Annotated in this window: 19 protein-coding genes and 2 pseudogenes; 13 read left to right on the top strand and 8 right to left on the bottom strand. The window is 37.6% G+C overall.

What is annotated here, in order from left to right; translation table 11 throughout:
• The first annotated feature begins 72 nt into the window (after positions 1 to 72).
• Together ACFSCX_RS00725 and rarD are read left to right on the top strand one after the other, a co-directional pair.
• Positions 73 to 1,575: a glycine betaine uptake BCCT transporter gene (locus ACFSCX_RS00725; protein WP_377926160.1), complete on the top strand. Its 1,503-nt coding sequence runs from the start codon at positions 73 to 75 to the stop codon at positions 1,573 to 1,575.
• Positions 1,576 to 1,864: 289 nt separating this feature from the next.
• Positions 1,865 to 2,806, top strand: coding sequence for an EamA family transporter RarD (gene rarD, locus ACFSCX_RS00720; RefSeq protein WP_377926159.1), 942 nt, complete (start codon positions 1,865 to 1,867; stop codon positions 2,804 to 2,806).
• 67 nt (positions 2,807 to 2,873) lie between these two features.
• On the opposite strand, the gene ACFSCX_RS00715 is transcribed toward rarD, so the two are convergent.
• Complete coding sequence (locus tag ACFSCX_RS00715; RefSeq protein WP_377926158.1) at positions 2,874 to 4,058, bottom strand: class I SAM-dependent methyltransferase; 1,185 nt, start codon at positions 4,056 to 4,058, stop codon at positions 2,874 to 2,876.
• Positions 4,059 to 4,441: 383 nt separating this feature from the next.
• On the opposite strand from ACFSCX_RS00715, the gene ACFSCX_RS00710 reads away from it, so the two are divergent.
• The gene (locus ACFSCX_RS00710) at positions 4,442 to 6,274 is read left to right on the top strand and encodes a M6 family metalloprotease domain-containing protein (RefSeq protein WP_377926157.1); all 1,833 of its coding nucleotides are present in this window, start codon (positions 4,442 to 4,444) and stop codon (positions 6,272 to 6,274) included.
• Between the two features lie 49 nt (positions 6,275 to 6,323).
• On the opposite strand, the gene ACFSCX_RS00705 is transcribed toward ACFSCX_RS00710, so the two are convergent.
• Positions 6,324 to 7,271, bottom strand: coding sequence for an L-threonine 3-dehydrogenase (locus tag ACFSCX_RS00705; protein ID WP_377926156.1), 948 nt, complete (start codon positions 7,269 to 7,271; stop codon positions 6,324 to 6,326).
• Between the two features lie 36 nt (positions 7,272 to 7,307).
• Positions 7,308 to 8,498: a glycine C-acetyltransferase gene (locus ACFSCX_RS00700; protein WP_377926155.1), complete on the bottom strand. Its 1,191-nt coding sequence runs from the start codon at positions 8,496 to 8,498 to the stop codon at positions 7,308 to 7,310.
• 302 nt (positions 8,499 to 8,800) lie between these two features.
• Here ACFSCX_RS00700 and ACFSCX_RS00695 point away from each other — a divergent pair, with 302 nt between their 5' ends.
• The 7 genes and pseudogenes from ACFSCX_RS00695 (at position 8,801) to ACFSCX_RS00665 (ending at position 17,418) form a co-directional block, all read left to right on the top strand.
• A complete protein-coding gene (locus ACFSCX_RS00695) occupies positions 8,801 to 10,360 on the top strand; it encodes a glycine betaine uptake BCCT transporter (protein WP_377926154.1) in 1,560 nt (519 codons plus the stop codon).
• A 363-nt stretch (positions 10,361 to 10,723) separates the two neighbouring features.
• The gene (locus ACFSCX_RS00690) at positions 10,724 to 12,010 is read left to right on the top strand and encodes a serine hydrolase domain-containing protein (protein WP_377926153.1); all 1,287 of its coding nucleotides are present in this window, start codon (positions 10,724 to 10,726) and stop codon (positions 12,008 to 12,010) included.
• Positions 12,011 to 12,154: 144 nt separating this feature from the next.
• Positions 12,155 to 13,717, top strand: a complete 1,563-nt coding sequence (locus ACFSCX_RS00685; RefSeq protein WP_377926151.1) for an ABC-F family ATP-binding cassette domain-containing protein — start codon at positions 12,155 to 12,157, stop codon at positions 13,715 to 13,717.
• A 98-nt stretch (positions 13,718 to 13,815) separates the two neighbouring features.
• Positions 13,816 to 14,241: a hypothetical protein gene (locus tag ACFSCX_RS00680; protein ID WP_377926150.1), complete on the top strand. Its 426-nt coding sequence runs from the start codon at positions 13,816 to 13,818 to the stop codon at positions 14,239 to 14,241.
• A gap of 121 nt (positions 14,242 to 14,362) precedes the next feature.
• Positions 14,363 to 15,892 (top strand): FAD-dependent oxidoreductase, encoded by a 1,530-nt coding sequence (locus ACFSCX_RS00675; protein WP_377926149.1) that lies wholly within the window; start codon positions 14,363 to 14,365, stop codon positions 15,890 to 15,892.
• A gap of 461 nt (positions 15,893 to 16,353) precedes the next feature.
• Positions 16,354 to 16,866 (top strand): annotated as a pseudogene (locus ACFSCX_RS00670) (peptidoglycan recognition protein family protein); the annotation flags it as partial.
• Complete coding sequence (locus tag ACFSCX_RS00665; protein ID WP_377926317.1) at positions 16,843 to 17,418, top strand: peptidoglycan-binding domain-containing protein; 576 nt, start codon at positions 16,843 to 16,845, stop codon at positions 17,416 to 17,418. The pseudogene ACFSCX_RS00670 and the gene ACFSCX_RS00665, both read left to right, overlap by 24 nt.
• Positions 17,419 to 17,618: 200 nt before the next feature.
• Here ACFSCX_RS00665 and ACFSCX_RS00660 read toward each other — a convergent pair whose 3' ends face one another.
• Both ACFSCX_RS00660 and ACFSCX_RS00655 read right to left on the bottom strand, forming a co-directional pair.
• The gene (locus ACFSCX_RS00660) at positions 17,619 to 18,407 is read right to left on the bottom strand and encodes a polymer-forming cytoskeletal protein (RefSeq protein WP_377926148.1); all 789 of its coding nucleotides are present in this window, start codon (positions 18,405 to 18,407) and stop codon (positions 17,619 to 17,621) included.
• A 15-nt stretch (positions 18,408 to 18,422) separates the two neighbouring features.
• Positions 18,423 to 19,055 carry a DUF4004 family protein gene (locus ACFSCX_RS00655; protein ID WP_377926147.1) on the bottom strand — a complete coding sequence of 211 codons (633 nt, stop codon included), beginning with the start codon at positions 19,053 to 19,055 and terminating at the stop codon, positions 18,423 to 18,425.
• Positions 19,056 to 19,234: 179 nt separating this feature from the next.
• Here ACFSCX_RS00655 and ACFSCX_RS00650 point away from each other — a divergent pair, with 179 nt between their 5' ends.
• Both ACFSCX_RS00650 and ACFSCX_RS00645 read left to right on the top strand, forming a co-directional pair.
• A complete protein-coding gene (locus tag ACFSCX_RS00650) occupies positions 19,235 to 20,461 on the top strand; it encodes a sensor histidine kinase (protein ID WP_377926146.1) in 1,227 nt (408 codons plus the stop codon).
• Positions 20,433 to 21,086, top strand: a complete 654-nt coding sequence (locus ACFSCX_RS00645) for a response regulator (RefSeq protein WP_377926145.1) — start codon at positions 20,433 to 20,435, stop codon at positions 21,084 to 21,086. Before ACFSCX_RS00650 ends, ACFSCX_RS00645 begins: the two co-directional genes overlap by 29 nt.
• Before the next feature lie 39 nt (positions 21,087 to 21,125).
• On the opposite strand, the gene kynA is transcribed toward ACFSCX_RS00645, so the two are convergent.
• From kynA to ACFSCX_RS00630, 3 genes and pseudogenes are all read right to left on the bottom strand, one after another.
• A complete protein-coding gene (gene kynA / locus ACFSCX_RS00640) occupies positions 21,126 to 21,956 on the bottom strand; it encodes a tryptophan 2,3-dioxygenase (RefSeq protein WP_377926143.1) in 831 nt (276 codons plus the stop codon).
• A gap of 27 nt (positions 21,957 to 21,983) precedes the next feature.
• Positions 21,984 to 22,259: pseudogene (locus ACFSCX_RS00635) on the bottom strand (aldo/keto reductase); the annotation flags it as partial.
• 14 nt (positions 22,260 to 22,273) lie between these two features.
• Complete coding sequence (locus ACFSCX_RS00630) at positions 22,274 to 22,516, bottom strand: aldo/keto reductase (protein ID WP_377926142.1); 243 nt, start codon at positions 22,514 to 22,516, stop codon at positions 22,274 to 22,276.
• A 177-nt stretch (positions 22,517 to 22,693) separates the two neighbouring features.
• Here ACFSCX_RS00630 and ACFSCX_RS00625 point away from each other — a divergent pair, with 177 nt between their 5' ends.
• Positions 22,694 to 24,085 carry a TldD/PmbA family protein gene (locus ACFSCX_RS00625; protein ID WP_377926141.1) on the top strand — a complete coding sequence of 464 codons (1,392 nt, stop codon included), beginning with the start codon at positions 22,694 to 22,696 and terminating at the stop codon, positions 24,083 to 24,085.
• The last annotated feature ends 1 nt before the right edge of the window (position 24,086 follow it).

Here is a 24,086-nt window from a genome sequence, read left to right as displayed (position 1 = left end):
GAAAAGATACAAGTTTTTTTAGTATTATTTCAACATCTTCGTAAATACTAGCAAAGAAGGAGGTTTTTTCCATTGAAGGATGTTTCAAAAGTATTTTGGATTTCAATCGTTATCGCCATCGTTTTTGTTGCATGGGGAGTCATTTCTCCGGAACATCTAGGAAGTGTAATGGATGTAACCAAAAGTTTCTTTTTAACTAAATTTGGATGGTTTTATCAGCTCTCAGCCACCTTCTTTTTTGTATTTGCAATTTTTTTAATCTTTAGTCGATACGGGAAGATAAAGCTTGGTAAAGATGACGATGTTCCGGAATTTAGTCGCCCTACATGGTTTGCCATGTTATTTAGTGCTGGCATGGGGATCGGACTTCTCTTCTTTGGTGTTTCGGAGCCAATCTCCCACTTTGTAAGTCCACCAATTGGAGAGGGCGGAACTCCTGAAGCAGCTCGTCTGGCTCTTCGGTATACGTATCTCCACTGGGGGTTTCATGCATGGGCGATTTATGCCGTAATTGCATTGGCTCTTGCCTACTATAAGTTCCGTAAGGATTTGCCAGGACTTATGAGTGCAACCCTGTATCCTATTTTTAAAGAACGTGTAAAGGGTCCAATCGGAATTACTATTGATGTTGTAGCTGTTTTCGCAACGATTTTTGGCGTAGCCGCATCATTAGGATTAGGAGCCCAACAAATTAATGGTGGATTAAATTATGTGTTTGGAATACCAAACACATTTACCACTCAACTTATCATTATTGGAATTGTAACCATTCTTTTCATTCTCTCTGCCAGTACAGGAATCCAAAAAGGGATAAAATATTTAAGCAATGCTAATATGACACTAGCTATTATTATTTTTTTCCTCGTTCTATTTTTAGGACCGACTGTATTTGTGCTAAATTTGTTTACTCATACCTTCGGAGAATACATCCAAAACTTACCGAGTATGGGGCTTAGAATAGCACCTCTTTATCCCGAACGACTAGTTTGGGTTCAAGGATGGACGATATTTTACTGGGCATGGTGGATAGCATGGGCGCCTTTTGTCGGAACGTTTATCGCTCGAGTTTCAAAAGGAAGAACTGTTCGAGAATTTGTATTAGCAGTCCTCATCATACCAGCTGTTGTATGTGCTGTTTGGTTTGCAGTATTTGGCGGAACCGCGATCCATTTTGATTACAATGAAGGAACAAATATCGCGGGTCAAACCCTTGAAACCGCCTTATTTTATATGTACGAACAACTTCCTTTAACAAACGTCCTAGTGATAGTTACACTGATATTAATCTCAACTTTTTTCATTACATCCGCAGATTCTGCAACATTTGTTTTAGGAATGAAAACAACCTACGGCAGTCTAAACCCTAATACATTTGTAAAGACGACTTGGGGTATCATACTTGCGCTTTCTGCTGTTGTATTAATGGCCTCTGGTGGTCTTAGTGCTATGCAAACAGCCATCATTGTAAGTGCCTTCCCATTAACTCTTGTTTTATTTATGATGTGTTTTTCATTAGTAAAAGATTTCCAAAAGGAAATTAAGGAGAAGAAGAAGAAAATGAAGCCTAACCTTTAAAGGTTAGGCTTTTTTTCGTATAAGCTCTTCTTATCTTTTTAGAGAAATTAATCCCTTTCCAACTGGCGCTAAATTTACCACTTCTAAACTTAAGCAGATTCGAAGAAGTTTAAGTGGGGGGTAAACGCCAGTAAGAACCCGATTGCTTCAACTAATAATTCAGTGAAGGATGAGGCCCCCCACCGATTGAAATTGCACTTTATCTCGAAATCCGAAACTTTTCCATTGCTATTTTGATTAAATCCTTCTAAACTGTAAAAATAAAATTCTATAAAAAGAAGGTTTAATTATGAATCCTACATCAAACAATGAACAACTTGTTGGAATCGTTGCGACAACTGGTGCCTATATGATCTGGGGATTTCTCCCTTTATATTGGAAGATGCTTCAGTTTGTATCTCCTGGAGAAATTCTAGCTCATCGCATTGTCTGGTCCTTTGTATTTGTTTTAGGTATTTTGTTTTTTCTAGGAAGAGTGAAACCGTTCTTATCCGAACTAAACGACCTTTTATCGAATCGGAAACGTCTTCTTGGGATAAGCGTAGCCTCTTTAGTTATTAGTGCAAACTGGGTAATTTACATTTGGGCTGTTAACACCAATCATGTTGTTGAAGCAAGTCTAGGATATTATATTAACCCGCTCGTTAGCATTATTCTTGGAATCATTGTTCTGAAGGAAAAATTATCATTTTGGCAAACAGTATCCTTTATACTTGCCGTTTTGGGTGTACTAAATTTAACTATCCATTTTGGTTCTTTTCCTTGGGTAGCCCTTTCTCTAGCTATTAGTTTTGGTTTTTACGGATTGTTAAAGAAGCTTGTTAAAATCGGTCCATTAATTGGTTTAGCCATTGAAACTTTGTTCATCACCCCTATAGCTCTTCTATTTTTAAGCTATGTTCATATTAATGAAGGCGGGGCTTTTGGGACTGGATGGAGCACTACCCTCATCCTTTTAGGAGCTGGAGTTGTAACTGCTATTCCACTTTTATTATTTGCTAACGGTGCATCTAGAATCCCGCTATCAATGATCGGATTTTTACAATATCTCGCGCCTACCATTATGCTACTACTCGGCGTTTTTCTATATAAAGAACCATTTACAGAGGTACATCTATTATCGTTTATCTGTATATGGACTGCTCTAACTGTCTACACATTATCAAAAACAAAATGGTTTATCTTTTTAGAATCCAAGTTTCTTCCGAATAAAAAAACAATGTCAAGCTAAGGGATGCCCCTTAGCTTTTCGTTTTTTAGGGAATCATTATGTATTCATTAGAATGTATGATCTCCACTCAAATCTTTTCTGTTATTAGAGTAAAGGTTTTAGGAAGACCCATGTCATGAATTTTGTGATTTGGTTCTTCTTCCAGACTTTTTATCACAAGGCCTTCTTGAGCAAAAGCCGTTATTACTTCACCTATTGTCCACTTTCGCTGTAAGACGGTTGTAAGATTACCCTGATCGTTTTCTTTCAAATGCTTTGAAAAGGCAACTTGATGTTCTTCAATTTCCGGATTGAAGTAGTTTCCAGTCACTTTATGTTTTTTACCCGTTGAAGTGATAAGCTTTGTAGAAATGGGATGAAACTCATGCAACACAAATTTCCCACCTATTTTAAGCAGGTTTTTGATCACTCTTGCTAATGGATGGAGACTAACAAAGTAATGAAGTACTCCGAGCTCCATTAATACAATGTCTGTGCTCTCGCTTTCCATTCTATCAGGTGGGAGCGAAAATACATCAGATTCAATATACTCTAGTGTCACCTCTGCTTCTTTCGCTAAGACTCTTGCATACTCAGCATTCTCTTTAGAGAAATCAACTATTTTTACATCCGCTCCCAATACTGCTAAGGCAACTCCCTTTATTCCGTTTGAGCCTAATAAATGAACTATTCTTTTTCCATTCACGTCACCTAAATGTGAGTAGAACGGGTGTAACCTCCATGCCGGGTTCTCTTTTATTTTGGCAGCCATTTCACGTTGCCTACCATATCTCTCTACTAAAGCTTCATATTGATCTTGATTCCAAGCCTCTTTATTTCTAGACGTCAGCGCCTGTTGCAGTTGGCCCAAATAGTAGGTGATTTCATCAATATACCTCCCTTTGTAAAGATAGGCATAAATAGATTGGACCCAAATCTCTTTTTCAGCTTTATGTATAGCTATTCGATAAGGATCTGTTCTAACAGTAGTGTTATAGTGACATTCAATGTGAATAGGAATGCCATCATAAGTTAATGAAAATGAAGCTTTCATTTTTGCTTTACGCAATGGTGTAGAATCATAATCTTTTACATTCTCATATAACGTCTCCATTAGGTCCCATTGAACGCTTACTCGGACTTCGTTAAGTTGACTTAATTGAACCCCCTGGAAGATTAGAGCACTTTCATCAATGAACTGATATGGGACATGAAGTGATTCTAGCGCACTCACAAACTGGATTAGGCTTGTTTCTACTTTTTCTATATTCATACTTTCCTCCGTATATCTTGTTAAAATAAACAATTCGTTTGCTAGTTGTTATGCATTACCTATTTAATGTCTATTCATTTTACAATACTTTTCATAGCCTTACATTTATTTTCTCTATAAATCCTACCCACTAGACTCATGACCTTGGAACTATTTTAATTTAGTTCTTTTTAACCACAAATTGGAATTTATATCAATCGGACCGAGTCGAAATCCATCAAAACTTGACTATATTTCACATCAATTTGGGTCTTATTATGTATGATTCACAGATGTTAAATTCTACCTTTTCTATTTCGTGAGTATTTAGAATTATTCTACATTATAGAATATTCTGATATATTAGAGTCTGTAATCCTAATTAAACTACTAGAGGTGATAAAATGCTTAAGGTATTATCAAAATCTGCTTTAACTCTTGCTCTTGCTGGAGGTGTACTAGCTAGCGGAATTGCGCCAGAACAAGCTGAACATCAAAAAGGGCATTCATTCGGAATTGATCTAGCTCACCACGTGGGAGTCGTCCCGGAATTAGCTGAGAGAGCAAAAGAATTAGGTATTGATTTATCAAAGGTAGATCCTGCAGAGAAAATTGCAGGACACGGAGCTAAATTCCAACAAGCTGGGGATAATCACGTTGCCTATCGGGAAGCCACTGGAGATATTCCTGTTCTAGTAATTCTAGCAAAATATCCTGATGGAGATGAGCCTGTAGGTGATATGCTTGGTCAAGTCCCTGCAAAGTACTATGAAGATTTAATTTTCGGTACTGAGTACAACCCATATGAACTTGAACAGTTCAAGCAATATGACGGGCCAGATGTTCCAAAAGACAGAACAATGCAGAATGCTTATAAAGAATCAAGTTATGGAAAAGTTAACCTGGTAAGAAAAGAAAACACTGAATTTGTTTGGGTAGAGTTACCGAAAGGTGCATCCTACTATCTAGACCAAGAAGGAACATTTGCTGAAAATGGTACGTATGTACTTGGAAATGTAAATGGAGATGCTCATACGGGTGAATTCGTACGTGACTTATTAAAAGCAGCTGACGATCAAATTGATTTCTCTAAATATGCTGTTAATGGTGAAGTACCAAACGTATTCGTTGTTCATGAAGGAACGGGTGCTGAATTCAGTAGAGATCCTGCACAATGGTGGTCTCACAAGTGGAATGTATTAAGTGCTCTTTATTATGGTAAGTACTATGAAACAGGTAAACCAGCTGATGTTCATGCAGGTATGAGTCAAAGTGCATGGATTAACAAAACAGTTGCGGAAGATATGACATATGATGGTGTCATTGTAAACAACTACAACATCCAACCAGGTATTGGTGGAAACGTAGCAGGTTATGATGCAGCTACTGACACATATAAAGATGAATTAAAACAAGGTCCATTCCCAGCTCAGACAGGGGTATATGCGCATGAATTTGGTCACGCTTTAGGCTTACCGGACTTCTATGACACAGTGTATACGTCTGAAGGGGTAGGAAACTACTCAATGATGGCTGGTGGTTCTTGGATGAGATATCCAAATAATCCGGCCTACTCTGGTAACTCACCAACTCACTTTGATCCATTCTCAAAGATCTTCCTAGGTTGGGTGAACCCGATTGAAGTAACTCCAGAAAGCGGAGTCCAAACGATTACGTTACCAGCAATTAACAAGGCAACTGCGGATAATGGTATCGTAAAAATGGAAGTACCTGGATCTAATGGTACAGAATACTTCTTATTTGAAAACATTCAGCAAGATGGATTTAATAAAGGTCTAGTCCGCCAAGGTGCAGATTCTCACGGATTAGTAGCATGGCATGTTGATGAAAACGTAATTAACCTATACCAAACTGCTGGATTCCGTCCAAATAACGTTGAAAACTGGATGAACAAGCGCTTCCAGTATAACCAGTCACAAACAGCAAGTAACGGTACAGTTGTTACTCACTACGGACTATCTGTACTACAAGCTGATGGATTGTATGACATGGAGAAAAATGTAAACCGTGGTGATGCGGGCGACTTCTTCACTACTGGTGACAAGATCACGCCAAACTCTGGAAATGTTCATACAGGCTCTTATTACTTCTGGAAAGGAAATAGCGCGACACCAGCAGATTCAGGAATTCATGTCACAGATATCATTGAGAATGAAGATGGATCAATTACAGCTACGTTCTATTACAGTCATAATGAGGGGAAAAAGAAGAACTAAAAGTTCTAACTAATAAGGGCTGATTCCTTTTGGAATCAGCCCTTATTGTTTATCCTAATTTCATTTTTAGCTTCTCCAGCATATCCGTTGTCATCTTCGCTAAATCATAGTCTGCCTTAAAGCCCCACTCTTCACTTGCAGCTGTAGGATCGATTGAATTTGGCCAGCTGTTCGCAATGGTTTGCCTCACGGGATCAACCTGATACTCCATTTCAAAGGCAGGAATATGTTTACGTATTTCGGCCGCGATTTGCTCAGGCTCAAAGCTCATTGCCGTAACGTTAAATGAGTTTCGATGTTTTAGGTTTGACGGATTGGCCTCCATTAAATCAATGATAGCATTTAGTGCATCAGGCATATACATCATATCCATATATGTTCCTCTATCAATATAAGAAGTATAACGTTCATTTTTAATCGCTTCATAGTAAATTTCAACGGCATAATCCGTGGTCCCTCCGCCTGGTGGTGCAACATAGGAGATTAAACCAGGGAAACGTAGACCACGAGTATCTACACCAAACTTTTGATAGTAGTAGTCACATAATAACTCACCAGCTACTTTGTTTACCCCATACATAGTTGTTGGACGTTGGATCGTATCTTGTGGTGTACAGTCCTTTGGTGTTGTTGGTCCAAAAGCTCCAATCGAACTTGGGGTAAAGAATTGGCATTGAAGCTCTCTGCTGACTTCAAGAGCATTCACTAAACCACCCATATTTAAATTCCATGCAAGCAAGGGCTTTGCTTCAGCTGTTGCTGATAATAATGCAGCCAGATGAATAATCGTGTCAACATTATACTTTTTGGCTATGTTCCCCATTGCTTCGATATCCATGACATCTAGAATTTCAAATGGCCCCGCTGTCACAACTTCACTATCTGTCTGTCTAATATCTGTTGCAATCACATTATCCGTGCCATATATTTCTCTCATTTTTCCGGTTAGTTCTGAGCCAATTTGGCCTAACGCACCGGTAAGTAATATTTTTTTCATTCCATTTCCCCCAAAGCTTCTTAAATTTCTTAAAGGCTAAATAATTCCCATTTCTTTCCCCACTTTTTCATAAATCGCAATTGCACGGTCCAGCATTTCTTTTGTGTGTGCTGCTGTTGGCATATTTCTTACGCGACCCGTTCCCTTTGGAACTGTTGGGAATACGATTGATTTAGCATAAACGCCTTCATCATTTAAACGTTTACTGAATTGTTGAGTTTTCGACTCATCTCCGATAATACATGGTGTGATTGGTGTTTCACTTTCACCAATAACAAATCCTAGTTCTTTTAGACCCTTCTTTAGATAGTTTCCATTCTCCCAAAGCTTATCATGTAGTTCTGTACTCTCTTGTAAAATTTCAATCGCTCTTTTACTAGCTGCTACATCTGCTGGAGTAAGTGAGGTTGAGAATAAAAATGGTCGGCTACGAACCTTTAGCCAATCAATCAGATTTTGCTTACCGGCTACATATCCACCTACTACCCCAATCGCTTTCGAAAGTGTACCAATTTGAAAATCTACTTTTTCTTGTAATCCAAAATGCTTAACAGTTCCTGCACCCTTACCAAGCACTCCTGAACCGTGCGCATCATCAACATAAGTCATAATATCAAATTCCTCAGCGATTTTTACAATTTCAGGTAAATTCGCCACATCTCCATCCATGGAGAATACACCATCTGTAATGATCATGAGTTTCTTATATTGACCAGATTCTTTTGCTTCCTTTGCTTTCGTTCGTAAGTCATTCATATCTGAATGATTAAAACGAATAATTTTTGCACGTGATAGACGGCAACCATCAATAATAGAAGCATGATTTAATTCATCAGAAAGAATGGCATCCTCTTTATCCATAACGGCTGAAATGGCCGCCATATTACACATAAAACCTGATTGGTACGCAATAGCTGCTTCAGTCTGCTTAAATTCCGCAATCTTTTCTTCTAGCTCGACATGAACCTTTAATGTTCCGTTAATGGTACGAACGGCTCCTGCCCCAACCCCATATCTTTCAAGTGCCTTTTCAGCTGCTTCCTTCAGTCTTGCATCTGTAGCGAGTCCTAAGTAGTTATTTGAAGATAAATTGATTAATTCTTTCCCTTCAATTTTGATCATTGGACCATTAGGGCTTTCTAATGGATCAATGACATTGTAAAGTCCTTTTGATTTTAAATCTTCTAGATTCTCATTCAAAAATTGGTCTAATGCTTTACTTGACATCTCATTCCCTCCAATATTTGTAAGCGTTTTATGTATTGTTTGCATAAACAATCGTCCTTGTGAAAAGGACATAGAAATATAGGATTTATACTAGTTAATAAATATAGATTATCATACTATTTGAAAAATGTTTACTACTCATGGACATATTACAACAGTTTTTTTCGTGTATCCTTAAATTACCCTTTGCTACTGTAAAGAATACGAGTTATATAAGACCGAATGGACCAAAATGTTTTGAGTACACTATGAATGGGTAAATTTATATTTTCATATTAGTCATACGTTGAAAGGGGATTTACATGAAAGATAAGAACTTAGGACCTGTATTTTTTATTTCCGTAATTATTACTGCTCTATTTGTCTTATGGGGCTTCATTGCACCTGACCACCTCGATGAAACCTCATCCAATGCACTTGCATTTACTACAGCAAACTTTGGCTGGTTTTATCTATTTGCTACCTTTATTTTCTTAGCCTTCGCTTTTTACTTAGCATTCGGTCCATACGGAAAAATTAAACTAGGAGAGGATGACGAAGAGCCTGAATACTCCTATTACACTTGGTTTGCGATGTTATTCTCTGCTGGTATGGGTATTGGCTTAGTATTCTGGGGCGTTGCAGAGCCTATTTATCATTTTATTACCCCTCCACTTGATACAGTCGAAGGAGGATCAACCACTGCTGCTAGGCTAGCACTTAGATATTCTTTTTTTCACTGGGGCCTTCATCCTTGGGCAATCTATACGATTATTGCCCTAGCGCTAGCATACTCTCAGTTTAGAAAAGGAGAGTCTGGCTTAATCAGTTCAACATTTAGACCGCTTCTTGGAAATCGTGTGGAAGGCCCCATTGGTAAAGGAATTGATACACTTGCTGCTATTGCGACAGCATTTGGGGTTGCAACATCTTTAGGTCTAGGTACACTTCAAATTAACGGTGGATTATCACATGTGTTTGGGATGCCTAATACGATATTCACACAGCTTATGATTATTTTAGCTGTGACTATCTTATATATGCTTTCAGCAACAACAGGATTAAATAAAGGGATTCGTTATTTAAGTAACTTGAATCTAGGATTAGCAGGTGGGTTATTACTATTTGTTTTATTTGCAGGTCCTACCACTTTTATTGTAGATGTGTTTACCACCACAATTGGAGATTATTTAGGAAATATTATTCCAATGAGCTTTCGAATGACACCCTTTACTCAAGGTACATGGGTCGGAGCTTGGACCCTATTCTACTGGGCTTGGTGGATTGCTTGGGCACCATTTGTAGGTACTTTTATTGCACGTGTATCGAGAGGTCGTACCATTAAAGAGTTTGTCTTAGGCGTTCTACTTGTTCCTACCATTCTCGGTGCAATTTGGTTTTCAGCTTTTGGAGGGTCAGCCATATTTTTCGATTTATTTGAGCAAGGTAGAATCTCTGAAGCTGTAAGTAATGATGTGACTACAGCGCTCTTTATCACACTCGAGCAATTCCCTTTAGGAATGCTACTTGCAGGGCTAGCTACACTTCTTATTATCACTTTCTTTGTTACTTCTGCTGATTCCGCAACCTTTGTTCTTGGAATGCTTACATCAAAGGGTGTCTTAAATCCAGCTACATCGACAAAGATTATTTGGGGGGTACTACAATCATCCATTGCAGCAGTTCTTCTTCTGAGTGGTGGATTAGGAGGATTACAAACGGCATCGATTGTTGCGGCTCTTCCGTTCTCTGTCATTATGGTTTTAATGGTGTTTGCTTTAAGTAAGTCCTTGAATCAAGAGGTTCGTGAGCAACGAAGAAAAGAAAAACGTCGTATCAAAAAATTAGAGGAATTGGTCATGGAAAGTGATAAATCACAATAGGGAAGTAATACCTCAGTGAGACCTTACCTGTATTAAGATTCAACCCATGATTTCGATCAAATTGTTAGGGATTTCAACTAAAACAAATTCGATTTCAACCATTTTGATGTTGATTTCAACTAAAATAATCTCGATTTACCATTTTATTCAATAAAAGGAAACCACTTCGTTATAAAAGAGGTGGTTTCCTTTTGTTCACTTTATTGGCGTATTTATCTTTGATTTTTATCGCAGTTTTTAATAGCAAGGATTTACGTCTTACTTACGAATAACTCCTTTTCAATTCCCCCTATAGGTAGGGATTTAGCATTCTTTTACCGAATAAAAATAGTAAGATGATCGAAATGAAAGGGGACTTTTTAGATGAATGAAAGCTTCGAGCAATTAAATGATTATATCACTCAGTTTATGACCGAATACGATGTTCCTGGACTAGCCATTGCCATTTCAAAGAACGGTAACCTTCTATTGGAGAAGGGCTATGGATTTCAGAATCTATCTAAACAAGAGCCGGTTACTCCAAACACCATTTTTGGCATTGCCTCTATATCAAAGTCTTTTACTTCTTTGGGTATAACGCTTCTTGAAAAACAAGGGAAGCTTTCCATTCATGACCCAATCAGTAAGTATATTCCCGAATTATTTATTCCAAACGTCGAGAACATGAAAATACATCATTTATTAACCCATTCTACAGGGCTCCCTTCCCTTTTTCGACAAGAACAGTTAAACCGGTTCTCTGATCATGTTGATTACTTCAATTCTTTCGAACATGAGCCTTTCGGAAAACCAGGAGAGTATTTTAGCTATAATAATGACACCTTCCTACTGCTTGGGGCAATTATTGAAAGAGTCACCGGAAAGCTATACAGACGTTTTATGACAGAGGAGGTCTTGAACCCACTTGGGTTATATCGTTCTACCTATTCCATTGAAGAGCTAGATAAGTACACGGATGTTACAACCCCATATGTGAAAGGGTCTAATAAATCACATGAAGTATCCTACTTTCCTCCATTAGGAAATTATGAAGTGGGAGGAGGGGTTCGATCTTGTGTCGCAGATTTAATTCGCTATGGTGAATGTTTTATTCGTAACGGACAGCCTCTTTTCAATGATAATCAGCTTTCAGCCATGTATCAACCACACATGACCATACGACAAAATGAGTATTATGGATACGGATTAAAGGTTACCCCTACTTATCATGGCTATACATTAGTAGAGCATGGAGGAGATCAGCCTGGAGTTTCTTCTATTTTTGGATTTGTGCCCAAGCTTGGTTATGTTGTTTCTGTACTAATAAATGTATCCGGTGTTCCGGTGAATAAAGTTTGGCTTGCCGCAATCAATACACTTCTAAAGCTTCCGCTTCATACGAAAAAAATAGAATATCCAATCTACAATGCTACAAAAGAGGAGCTATCAGCATTTGTTGGTCATTACAAAGGTAATGAAAATGAAGTAGAAATTGTGCTGGAAGAAAAACTACTACTTAAGGCTGGGGAACAAACAATTCCATTAAGATTGTCCTCACTAAATACACTTGTAACGGAAAAAGAAGAAATGCCTTTAACTTTTTATTATAAGGACCAAAAAATATGGGCTTTGCTACTTGGTGTACGGATTCTCCGAAGGACGCCTTCATAATCTATAAAAATTTTTTCTATTTTTTACAGGATGAATAATAGCGTTTCCTATGAGAAAATAGTATGATGTTGCTTGTATATTTAAAGAATTAAATCAAATTTTTAAATAGATACTTTCATGGGAAATGGAGGCTTGTAATTTAATATGAGCTTATTAACTGTCGATGGACTAAGTCATAGCTTTGGGGATCGCACATTATTTAAGGATGTATCCTTCCGTTTATTAGCAGGGGAACATGTTGGATTAGTAGGTGCTAATGGGGTTGGAAAATCTACATTAATGAATATAATTACGGGTCAGTTGATTTATGATACAGGAAGGGTAGAGTGGACACCCTCCGTGCATTACGGCTATCTCGATCAGCATACCGTATTAACACCCGGTAAAACCATCCGAGATATTCTAAGCGATGCGTTTTTACCTCTTTATGAAAAAGAAAAGGAATTAAATGACGTTACGGAAAAAATGGGAACCGCTACTCCAGAAGAGCTGGAAGAACTACTAGAACAAATGGCTGAAATTCAAGATCGATTAGAAGCAGGCGGCTTCTATATGCTTGATATTAAAATCGAAGAAACAGCTAGGGGATTAGGTTTAGATGCGATTGGGTTAGATCGTGATGTTTCAGCATTAAGTGGGGGACAGCGTACGAAAGTCCTTTTAGCCAAACTCTTATTAGAGCAGCCAGAAGTTCTCCTACTAGATGAGCCTACTAACTATTTAGACGTAGAGCATATTCGATGGCTAGTAGGGTATTTGAAGGAATACCCTAACGCATTTTTATTAATCTCCCATGATACAGAATTTATGAATCAAGTATCAGGGGTTATATTCCACTTGGAATTCTCTAAGCTAACTCGTTATACAGCTACGTATGAAAAGTTTTTGGAACTAGCGGAAATTAATAAAAATCAGCACATCAATGCCTATGAAAAGCAGAAAGAATTTATCAAAAAACAAGAGGAATTTATCGCTAAAAACAAAGCTAGATACTCTACTACTGGACGAGCTAAGAGTCGCCAAAAGCAATTAGATCGTATGGAAAGAATTGATCGACCTGAAACAGCACTCAAACCAACCTTTGAATTTAAAGAGTCACGGGGAAGTAGTAGATATGTATTCGAAGGAAAAGATCTAGAAATAGGTTATACAGCCCCTCTCTTACCTAAGCTATCCATGACCATTGAACGCGGGGAGAAAATTGCCATTGTCGGTTGTAACGGGGTTGGAAAATCGACCTTGCTAAAAACAATCCTAGGCAAAATTAAGCCTTTAGGTGGTAGTGCAATTCAAGGCGACTTCTTATATCCTTGCTATTTCGAACAGGAAGTAAAAGCCGGAAACATCACGCCAATCGAAGATGTATGGAATTCATATCCAAGTATGGATCAACATCAGGTAAGAGCTGCCCTTGCTCGCTGTGGATTAAAAAACGAACATATATCACGTCCATTAAGTCAGTTAAGCGGGGGAGAACAGGCTAAGGTACGCCTATGTAAGCTTCTAATGGAAGAAAGCAATTGGCTACTATTTGACGAGCCAACTAACCACTTAGATGTGGTAGCGAAGGAAGAATTAAAGCGTGCGCTTAAAGCATATAAAGGCACCATTGTTCTCGTTTGTCATGAACCGGATTTTTATGAAGACTGGATTACAAAAGTATGGAATGTTGAAGAATGGGCAAATGTGAGTGTGCAATCATCATAAACTATTATGGAAGTCTGCTTTTTTAGTAAAGCAGACTTTTTTTATTTCTATAACAGCAACCTATCTATTATGATGTAATGGAGAGAAGGTGGGGAAACATGAAATTAATAATCGGCTATATATTTATTGGAATTGGTTTATTTCTAACAAGTGGTATGTTACTTAGTATTATAGATGGGGAAAGCACCTTGAAAGAAGATTCTCCAATCTGGCTTTTTATCATATTGCCATTGATTGTGAGCGGGGTACTAAACATCTACTACCACTATAAACGCTTAAAAATAAATTCAAAAGAACAGCTAGAAAATGAACTATTAACAATAGTCTTAAAAGAAAATGGTGTTATTACTGTTGCCAAATTAGCAGCATCATCTACACTTACCTTATCAAATGCAGAAAAAGCACTTGAGGATTTTGCCAAAAGAGGGGTTGCCAGTAGGAAAATAACAGAATCAGGGATTATTGTTTATGAGTTTTTAACGATTGGTTCAAAAGAAGATCAAAGCACAGCCAAAAGTATATAACAACCCGTTTAAGAGAACTAATTTTTGTTAGTTCTCTTTTTCTTTGTCTTTATCAAAAGAATAATAAAAGCCTCAATGGAAAAATTAACTACATTAAATTAATTTTTAGGAGGAAAGTTACTTGAACTATCATAATGAATTACCTCAATTTCCAGAACCCTTTTGGCGAGACACGACAAGACTGCCAATCTTTCCAAAGTTACGAGAGGATATAATCGTCGATGTTGCGATTGTTGGCGGGGGAATCTCCGGTATTACAACAGCCTATTTACTATCAAAAGAGGGACTAAAGGTTGCCATTATTGAAGCAGGAAATCTTCTGAATGGTACAACTGGTCATACAACCGCTAAAATTACAGCTCAACATGACTTAATTTATGACGAGTTTATCCATCACTTTGGTGAAGAAAAGGCGAAGCTCTACTATGAGGCGAACAACGACGCACTTCAATTTATTAAGAAAACTTCTAATGAACTGAAGATTGATTGTGATTTTATAGAAGATGATGCATATGTCTATACGAATTCAGATGAGAAAATAAACGCGATTGAAAAAGAAGCCAGAGCCTATGATAAACTTGGCATTCCTGGTGGTCTTGTATCTTCTATGCCTTTAGACATTGAAATGAAAAAAGCGATTGTCATGAAGAGCCAAGGGCAATATCATCCGCTCAAGTTTTTACAAACGCTAGTGCAATCGATTACCGATTCAGGTGGGCTTATTTTTGAAAATACGACGGCAGTTGATATTGAGCAAGGAACAAACCCTGTCATTATAACAAGAGGTGGGCATCATGTATCCTGCCAAAATGTAGTTATTTGTTCGCACTTTCCTTTTTATGATGGAAAGGGGTTTTATTTTACAAGGATGTATGCTGAACGCTCCTATTTATTAGCGATAAAAACGAAAAATACTTATCCAGGAGGAATGTATCTAAGTGCTGAAACACCTAAACGCTCGCTTCGCTATACAACTCTAAATGGAGAGAAGCTTGTTATTGTTGCTGGAGAGAAACATAAAACGGGGCATGGAACCAACATTATGAAGCATTATGAACACTTAGCTTCCTTTGGGAACCAATTATTCGGTATAGAAAAAGTTGTAAACCGCTGGTCTGCTCAGGATTTAACTACATTAGATAAGCTACCGTATGTCGGTGCTATTACTGAAAACACACCTAACATTTTAGTAGCAACCGGTTATCGAAAGTGGGGAATGACGAATGGAACAGCTGCTGGTTTACTGCTTAAGGATTTGATTGTTAAGCAGGACAGTCCATATAAAGAACTCTTTTCCCCAACAAGATTTTATGCAGACCCTTCTGTTAAAAACTTTGTGAAGCAAAATATAGATGTAGCTGGCCATTACATTGCAGGGAAGGTAGGGTTGGCTGAGAAGAGCATAGAGGACCTTCAGAATGAAGAAGGTGCTGTGGTTAAAGTAAATGGTAAAAGGACTGGGTGTTACAAGGATGCAAATGGTATGGTACATCTCGTTGATACGACCTGTACGCACATGGGGTGCGAGGTAGAATGGAATGACGCCGAGAGGTCATGGGATTGCCCTTGTCATGGCTCCCGCTTCTCTTACGAAGGTAAGGTACTCGAAGGACCTGCGAAAAAACCTCTCACACCTGTTCAATTTGAATAGATCCTAAAAGGACTGGAGACCTCCCTCCAGTCCTTTTTACGTAATAAAGTATATAATAGCTTTGATTGTATCTTATTATTAGTAATCCGGCTTCAGCACCCAGCCAATATGAAATGGCGACGTTCTTTGCCATTTCATCCTACTCGAGGTCAGATACAGTGGAACTTCCATCAGTGGTTTTTTTGATGGTTAGTTGAACCAATCGGACTCCAATTGGCGGTTTTGTTTTTTACCGCCAGTCGGAGTGGGATAACCCTAAATGAGTAAAAGGGAAAGATTGTCCTTTTTCTCTTGTTAGGCACATTTTCTCTGCCTGAGGCTACCCGGTGTGCCCTGATCCTTTTGTTCTAATATGCCATTTTTCTCATTTTAGTATAGCTAAAGTCTATTTATCCTCTAGACAAAAACCTTTTGGAAAAGGAAACATATAATGACCATGACTAAATAGTAAGGAGGATTATATGAAATACAACATTACTAGAGATTATATTGATGTTGGAAACTCACGTCCTGGAACCCGATTGGAAGATGTCCAATTTATTGTTAGTCATGATACAGGAAATCCTGGTTCAAGTGCTTACGCAAATCGCAATTATTTTGATCGTGTACAGCCTTCTGCTTCTGCACACACTTTTATAGATGATAAATATATATTAGAAATTATCCCTCTTGATGAGAAGGCCTACCATGTTCGGAATAATGTTACAGCCGATGATCGATTATATGGGGTAGATGCAAATGATGCCGCCATTGGCGTTGAATTATGCCACGGGGGTACGATTAACTTTAATGAAGCCTATAAGCGTTACGTTTGGTATCATGCCTATTTGCTAGATAGATTTAACTTAAATGCTGAAGAAGATATTGTTGCACATAGTACATTAGATCCAACAAGAAGACGTGATCCTCAAAACGCCCTGCAACCACATGGAATATCATGGAGCCAATTTATTCAAGACGTAAAAGAAACGTATAACGAACACTTTGTCTCAAATGGAGACGGAAGAGGTGATGAAGAATCTACACCACCCGAAGTTAAAGGGGTATCTGTTGATCTCCCGTTACGTAATGGAGACGAAGGTGAATTTGTAAGAGAAATACAAGAAGAGTTAATACAAGCAGGCTTCCCGCTTCCTCAATATGGAGCAGATGGTGTATTTGGTGAAGAGACAGAGATGGCGGTAATGAGATTTCAAAGAAGATACGGCCTTCAAGTGGATGGCCTTGTAGGGCAAAACACATTACGTAAATTAAATGAAGTGATGCGTAATATTCCGTCTAAGAATCTTTTTCCTTTACCTAGTGGAGTTCTTTCTCGCGGGGACGAGGGTACAGAGGTGAGACAACTTCAACGTGCCTTACAACAAATCAATTTTAATCCTGGTACAATTGATGGCATATATGGTCCACGAACAGAAGATGCTGTTAGACGCTTCCAATCTATGTATTCTGCCTTAAAAACAGATGGAGTTTATGGACCAAACACGAGAAAGTATATACAAATGGAACTAGAGGATCAAAATTAAATCGACAAGTGTCTACACTTGTCGATTCAATTACTATAATTTAGACGATTATTAATTATTATTGGTTATCTGCGTCCAGCCAGCCAAGATAAGGGCCAGAAATTCAACCATTTTCATGCTAACTCGACTTAACAGAAAAAACACCGTATACCCTTTCAGATACATTGCTTTGCAAGGCTTAATGTGACGCAATTTTCCTTCTAAATCTTCACTTCTTCCTTCACCTTTGCTCCCTTAGAAACTTCAAGACTTTCTGTATATTCTACTCTATCTATCTCACATTTATCTCCGATCACAATGTGCTTTCCTCGAACGAGCTTTGCCTTCGTCACTTCTAGGCGAACTTCATCCCCCTCGATTACATCGGCTTCTAAAAGATCACTTTTTTGCATAAAGAAATTAATGATTTGCTTAATTAATCCATTTGTATGCTGTTGTTTGACAGTAATAACTTCCCCGCCAATTTCACGTGCAGACGAGTGAAAACCAACATTTAGCTCAATATGATCACCGCTCAATAATCCATTGATTTCAATCGAGCCATCTGAGCGGAATTTCTCAACCTCACAGCTTTCTGATACCTTTAATCTTCCATTTACTCGTACATTTCCACCTGTTACTTTTCCATGAACTTTACTTGTTCCATTCACATAGAATTCTTCTATCTGGACATCCTTCAAAAATTTTGCAGAACCATTTACGGTCAAATCATCCACAATCGCCTTACCATCTAATGTTGAGCTTCCATTGACTTTCATTTCTCTCGCAATAGTATTTCCATCTATACTGCAAGAGCCATTAATTTTGATTACTTCCGAATTTACACTGCCTTCTATTTTTCCGGAGCCGTCAATTTTAAGTAATTTACATTCAATATCACCAAATACCTTTCCATTCCCATTTATTTTGACATCCTCATATTTACCGCCGCCTGCACTTCCCGAGCCATTAATTTTCAGGTTCTGGTTAGCTACTGTCTCATGTTTCATATCATCATCTCCCATTTAATGTATATTAGAAAGCAATATCTTCAAATTATTTATGTGATCCAGTAAATTCAAATGAACCGTCACGTTGGCATTTGTTTCAACAACAACAGGTGTCTGAAGAGGTAATAGCATCCATACAATTTCACCATTAATAGTGATACCGATTAATTCAGATGCCAAATTCCCTGTACTATCATAATAATCTCTTACAAACTCGAGCTTCTCTACTACTTCTTCAAGGGGAAGTAGTGACTTCTTTGTTGAAAGTTCACATATGCTCATATATAACATTTGTTTAAATGGGATTTTTCTATGTTCTATCCCCATTGATTTGAAATAATCTACGGTTCTCTCATCAACAATTTTATAATCGAGCATTTCATCAATAGTTAACTCTACTTCTGATGGATTTGGAGAAAAGAACTTTGCTAAATCCTCCAGTGAATAGTCATCCTTTAATTGAAGAATTTTACTAACTCTCTCTACTATTTTTTCTCTAGGGAAAAATGTCTCTTGCCCTGTAAAGCTTGATTTTTTTATAAACCAGCTTTCGGGAATAATCTCCATCCTTTTCCATCTATATAATTGCCCATAAGAAATCCCTGTTTGTTCTAGTAATTCTTTTTTAGAAATTAAATGATCATCCATTTACACACCTCCAGTTCAAAACAAAACATTGTTACATTGTTTTTATAATGTAACATAACATTGTTATACTGTAAATGACTTTAGATATTTTTTCCTAAATATTATTTTTTTTACACCTTTCTGCTTGTTTTTTAGTAATATTGATATAGTTAATTTCACTTGGAGAAGGAGAGTGAGGTATGAAACAAAGCCGAGAATGGGTTTGGACAGATTGGTTTATTTTTTTCATTCGATTTTGTTGGTTTGCAACCGGGCTTCTTTATTTTTACGTATACCCTGATAATTTATCTGGCTTCACCTACGGACATTTCCTTATTCTTCTTTCATTGGCATACTTTCTACCACAATTAATGTGGAACCCTGGTTATTACAATCCGACTCTCTACCCAATTGTTGAATGCATCGTTACAGGTTCTATCAGTTATTACCTTTATATTATGAAGGGGGTGGATCTTGGAAGTAACTTACTTTTGCTACCAGCGCTAATGATAGCTTACTTATCTACTAAGAAAACAGCCATTTGGACGTTTCCAGTTTTTTTAGTTCTGTTGCCTACCTTACGTTATTCGGCTTTAAATGATCCCGTTCTTTTCCTTTTATCCTATATTGATATCTTTATGTTTTTTGGTTTTGGTGTGAGTCTAAATGTTATCCTTCAATCACAGCTGAGATCCAAGCAGCTACTAGAAAAGAATGTAAAACAATTTGAAATGATCCAGAAGCAAAATGAAGTTTTAGAGCAATATAGTAGTCAAATTGAAAAGCTCACATTGTATGAAGAAAGAAACCGCTTAGCACGTGATCTACACGATACGATTGGTCATCATTTTACCTCTGTTACGGTAGGGCTTGATGCTGCCTTGATGTTAATTGATACCAATCCAGAATTGGCTAAGAAAAAAGTTGAACTGCTTGCAACTGTTTCCAGAAATGGATTAGATGAGATTAGAAAAAGCATCCATCAGATAGCACCGCCAGAAAATCCAAAATCTTTGACTGAGCAATTAAAACAAATTGCTACTAGCTTTGAAACTTACACCGGAACGACTGTTAACTTTCATATCAAAGGGGTTGAAATTGACTTACCTCCTAACATAAAGATCACCATGTTACGATGTCTGCAGGAGTCTTTAACAAACGGCAAACGGCATGGTAATGCGACTTTGTTTGAAATTACTGTTACCTTTACAGAAGATCAGCTTATCATGAATATTTCAAACAATGGGGAAAAAATTGAACATGTTTCGATGGGCTTCGGTTTAAAGTCCATGAGGGACCGACTTGAAGAACTACAAGGGAATTTGGCCATAATTAACCATGCTGAGCAAGGGGTTACCCTGACTTGCTCAATACCGGTTATCGGAAAGGAGAATATGCTTGACTATCAATCTGTTACTAGTAGATGACCAAGAGCTTATTCGGGAAAGCCTAGCCATTGTATTAGGAATGGACCCCGAGATCAATATCGTTGGCCTTTCACAAAACGGGGTTGAAGCTATTTCATTTTGTGAAACTAATCGCCCCGACATCATACTTATGGACATAAATATGCCTGTTATGAATGGAATTGATGCAACAAAGCAAATTAAAAGAAAGTTTCCTGAAATTAAGATTTTAATTTTAACAACATTTCAAGAAGTAAATCATGTAGTGGACGCCCTTTCAATTGGGGCAGAGGGATACTTATTAAAGGCAATACATCCTAAGGACCTTATCGCAGGAATTAAACTCGTATTCCGCGGGGGAACACTTCTACCTAATGATCTTGCGAAGCTACTCATGAAGCAAATAAACCAACCTATTGAATCAACTCAAATTCCAATAGATCCTGCAACAAAATACGGACTTACAGAAAGGGAAGTTCAAATCCTAGAATGTATATCACATGGTCTTAGCAATAAACTCATTGCTGAACGACTTTTCTTATCAGAGGGAACTGTTAAAAATTATATCTCTAGTATTTATCATAAATTAGATGTTAAGGATCGCCTTCAAGCTGCGCTGAAGGCTGATAAAGAAGAACTTATATAACCAATAAGGCACCTTCCAGCTATGGAAGGTGCCTTATGATTATAATTTTGTCCGAATGCTCCATAATTCTGGGAAGAACCGATGGTTAATAACTCTTTTTAAATATTCCACACCTTGAGATCCACCCGTTCCGGGCTTATGCCCTATGATTCTTTCGACGGTCATCATATGATTATATCGCCATTGTTGCTGCCTAGTCTCTATATCTACTAGCTTTTCCGCTAGTTCATATAAATCCCAATATTTTGTAACATCTCGGTATACTTCTAACCAAGCCTCCTCTACACTTTGGTTAGGAACGTATTCAAGAGACCAATCTCGATCTAGACACTCCTTATCTATCGGTAACCCTCTCATCGACAATGCTCCAATTGCTGCATCATAAATACTTTTATTATGTAAGGCGTTTATGAGAATTTCATGTAATTCCTTATTATGTTCGTAAACTTTTAATGCTTCTTTTCTTTTATGACCTAATAGGAATTCAATTAGCCTGTTTTGGTAAGATTGAAATCCTGATGATTTTCCAAGCTGATCTCTAAACTCCATATATTCGGCAGGTGTCAGTGTTGACAGGATATCCCATGATTGAATGAGCTGCTGCTGTATTTTTGAAACCCTAGATAACATTTTGAACGCGGGTTCCAAGTCGTTATTTTCAATGTATTCCTTTGCTGCAGTCATTTCATGAAGAATAAGCTTCATCCAAAGTTCACTTGCTTGATGAATGATAATAAACATCATTTCATCATGATGATTAGATAGCCTGGACTGACTTGAAAGTATTTTATCAAGCTGCAAGTAATCCCCATAGCTCATATCTTTTTCAAAATTTGAATGTAACCCATAATCCTTTTCCTTTGATGACATTTCATCGTACCTCCTTGTAGAATCTTACTAATCTTGTTCACAAAATCTATTGCCTAAAATCTGCTCCATTTCTTCTTTCATTTCTAGTAGTAAGTTTTTTTCTGTGGCAGCTATGTTTTGTAATAGTTGTTCTATAGAAGTAGCCCCAACTAGGACACTTGAAATACCAGGTTTCTCTAATACCCATGCTAACGCTAACTCAGGTAAAGAAAACCCCCATTTGTTTGCTATTTTCTCATATTCCTTCACGATCTTTATATTAGCCTCTGTATAAAGTTTATGGAAGAATTTATTTGTATTCTTATTTTTAGCTCTGCTTAATGGGTTCCGATAACCAGTTCTGTTCGATCTAGATTCTTACAAGCTTTTCCTAGGAATATTTCTGCTATACCATCTTGGTAGACGTTTGCTGTATCAAAAAAATTTATCCCATGATCAAATGCTGTATGAACTAGATTCGTGGACTCCCGTTCATTTAACCGATCACCAAAGGTTAAGTAACTTCCAAGGCTTAATTCACTAACCATTAAACCAGAATCCCCTAAATATCTATATTTCATTTTAGTTTCCTCACAGTAAAATACTAGTAACTATCTATAGTTTAACCCACATCCGTTAAAGATGGATATATTTTCCCTATAATTTGTAGTAAATTCTCACAATTTAACATATAATCTAGTATTCTATGTTATCATTAGAATATTCTGAATAATATGCATCCTATAGGGGGAAATACTATGCTTTCAAAAGCTGTTATTGAGGAGGTCTTAGCCGTAGCATTGTCTACTGGGGGAGATTTCTCAGAAGTGTTTGTAGAAGACCGTTTTACAAATAATATTCTTTTACAGGCTGGGAAAGTAGATTCGAGCCTGTCTGGTCGTGATTTTGGTATAGGAATTCGAGTTTTTAAGGGGTTTAACAGTGTATATGCGTACACAACTGATGGTTCAAAGGAGGGCCTACTAAAGGCTGCTAGAAACATTGCACAAGCTGTCAAAGGGGAAACCTATATTACTCCTCAGCCTTTAGTTAAGGAATCCTTTCAGAATATACATCAAATTCCGATTAATCCACGAGAAGTAGATAAACGACGTAAAGTTGAGTTTATGAAAAAAGCTGCTGAAATAGCTAAAGACTATCATGCTTCCATTCAACAAGTCATGGTTCGATACTTTGATGAAGAACAAAATGTCCTAATTGCAAATTCAGAGGGGAAATTTATTGAAGATCAACGTGTTCGAAGCAGACTAGCTATTCAAGCTATTGCGGGTAGAGGCAATGACATGCAGAACGGTTTCTATGGACCTGGTGCCCATAAAGGCTTCGAGTTTTTAGAGAATTTGGAGCTGGAGCACTATGCTGGAGAAGCTGCTCGTATTGCAGTTACAATGCTTGACGCCGCTCCTGCACCAAGCGGAAAGTTCCCAGTTATTATTGACAATGAGTTCGGTGGGGTTATCTTCCATGAAGCTTGTGGACACGGATTAGAAGCAACTGCTGTTGCAAAAGATAATTCTGTGTTTGCAAATCGAATTGGAGAGAAAGTTGCCTCCGATCTTGTCACTTATATTGATGATGGAACCATTCCAAATGAATGGGGCTCTGTCAATATTGATGATGAAGGTGAAAAGGTGAGAAAAAATGTACTCATTGAAAATGGAATTTTGACAGGTTATTTAATTGATAAATTGAACGGAAGACGAATGGGTACAGAATCGACTGGATCTGGAAGAAGACAATCCTACCGATTTGCTCCAACTTCTCGAATGACAAATACATATATTGCATCAGGATCGTCAACGAAAGAAGAAATCATTAGCAATACTGAAAGTGGAATATATACGCGTTATATGGGTGGGGGACAAGTAAATCCTACTACTGGTGACTATAACTTTGCTGTTATGGAAGCGTACGAAGTGAAAAATGGTAAGCTAGGTAAACCTCTAAAAGGTGCCACATTAATTGGAAACGGTCCAAAAACTCTTCAGCTCGTTGATATGGTTGGGAATAATTTAGCACATGGTGCAGGAATGTGTGGTTCTGTAAGTGGTAGTATTCCTGTTAATGTTGGTCAACCAATTCTACGTGTGAGTGAAATGACCGTTGGTGGAAGCAAGGAGGATGAATAAT

It is taken from the genome of Bacillus salitolerans, from assembly GCF_042680805.1.
GTDB lineage: Bacteria > Bacillota > Bacilli > Bacillales > SA4 > Bacillus_CJ > Bacillus_CJ salitolerans.
The sequence above is the reverse complement of the archived record's forward strand: the minus strand, read 5'-3'. Positions and strand labels throughout refer to the sequence as shown.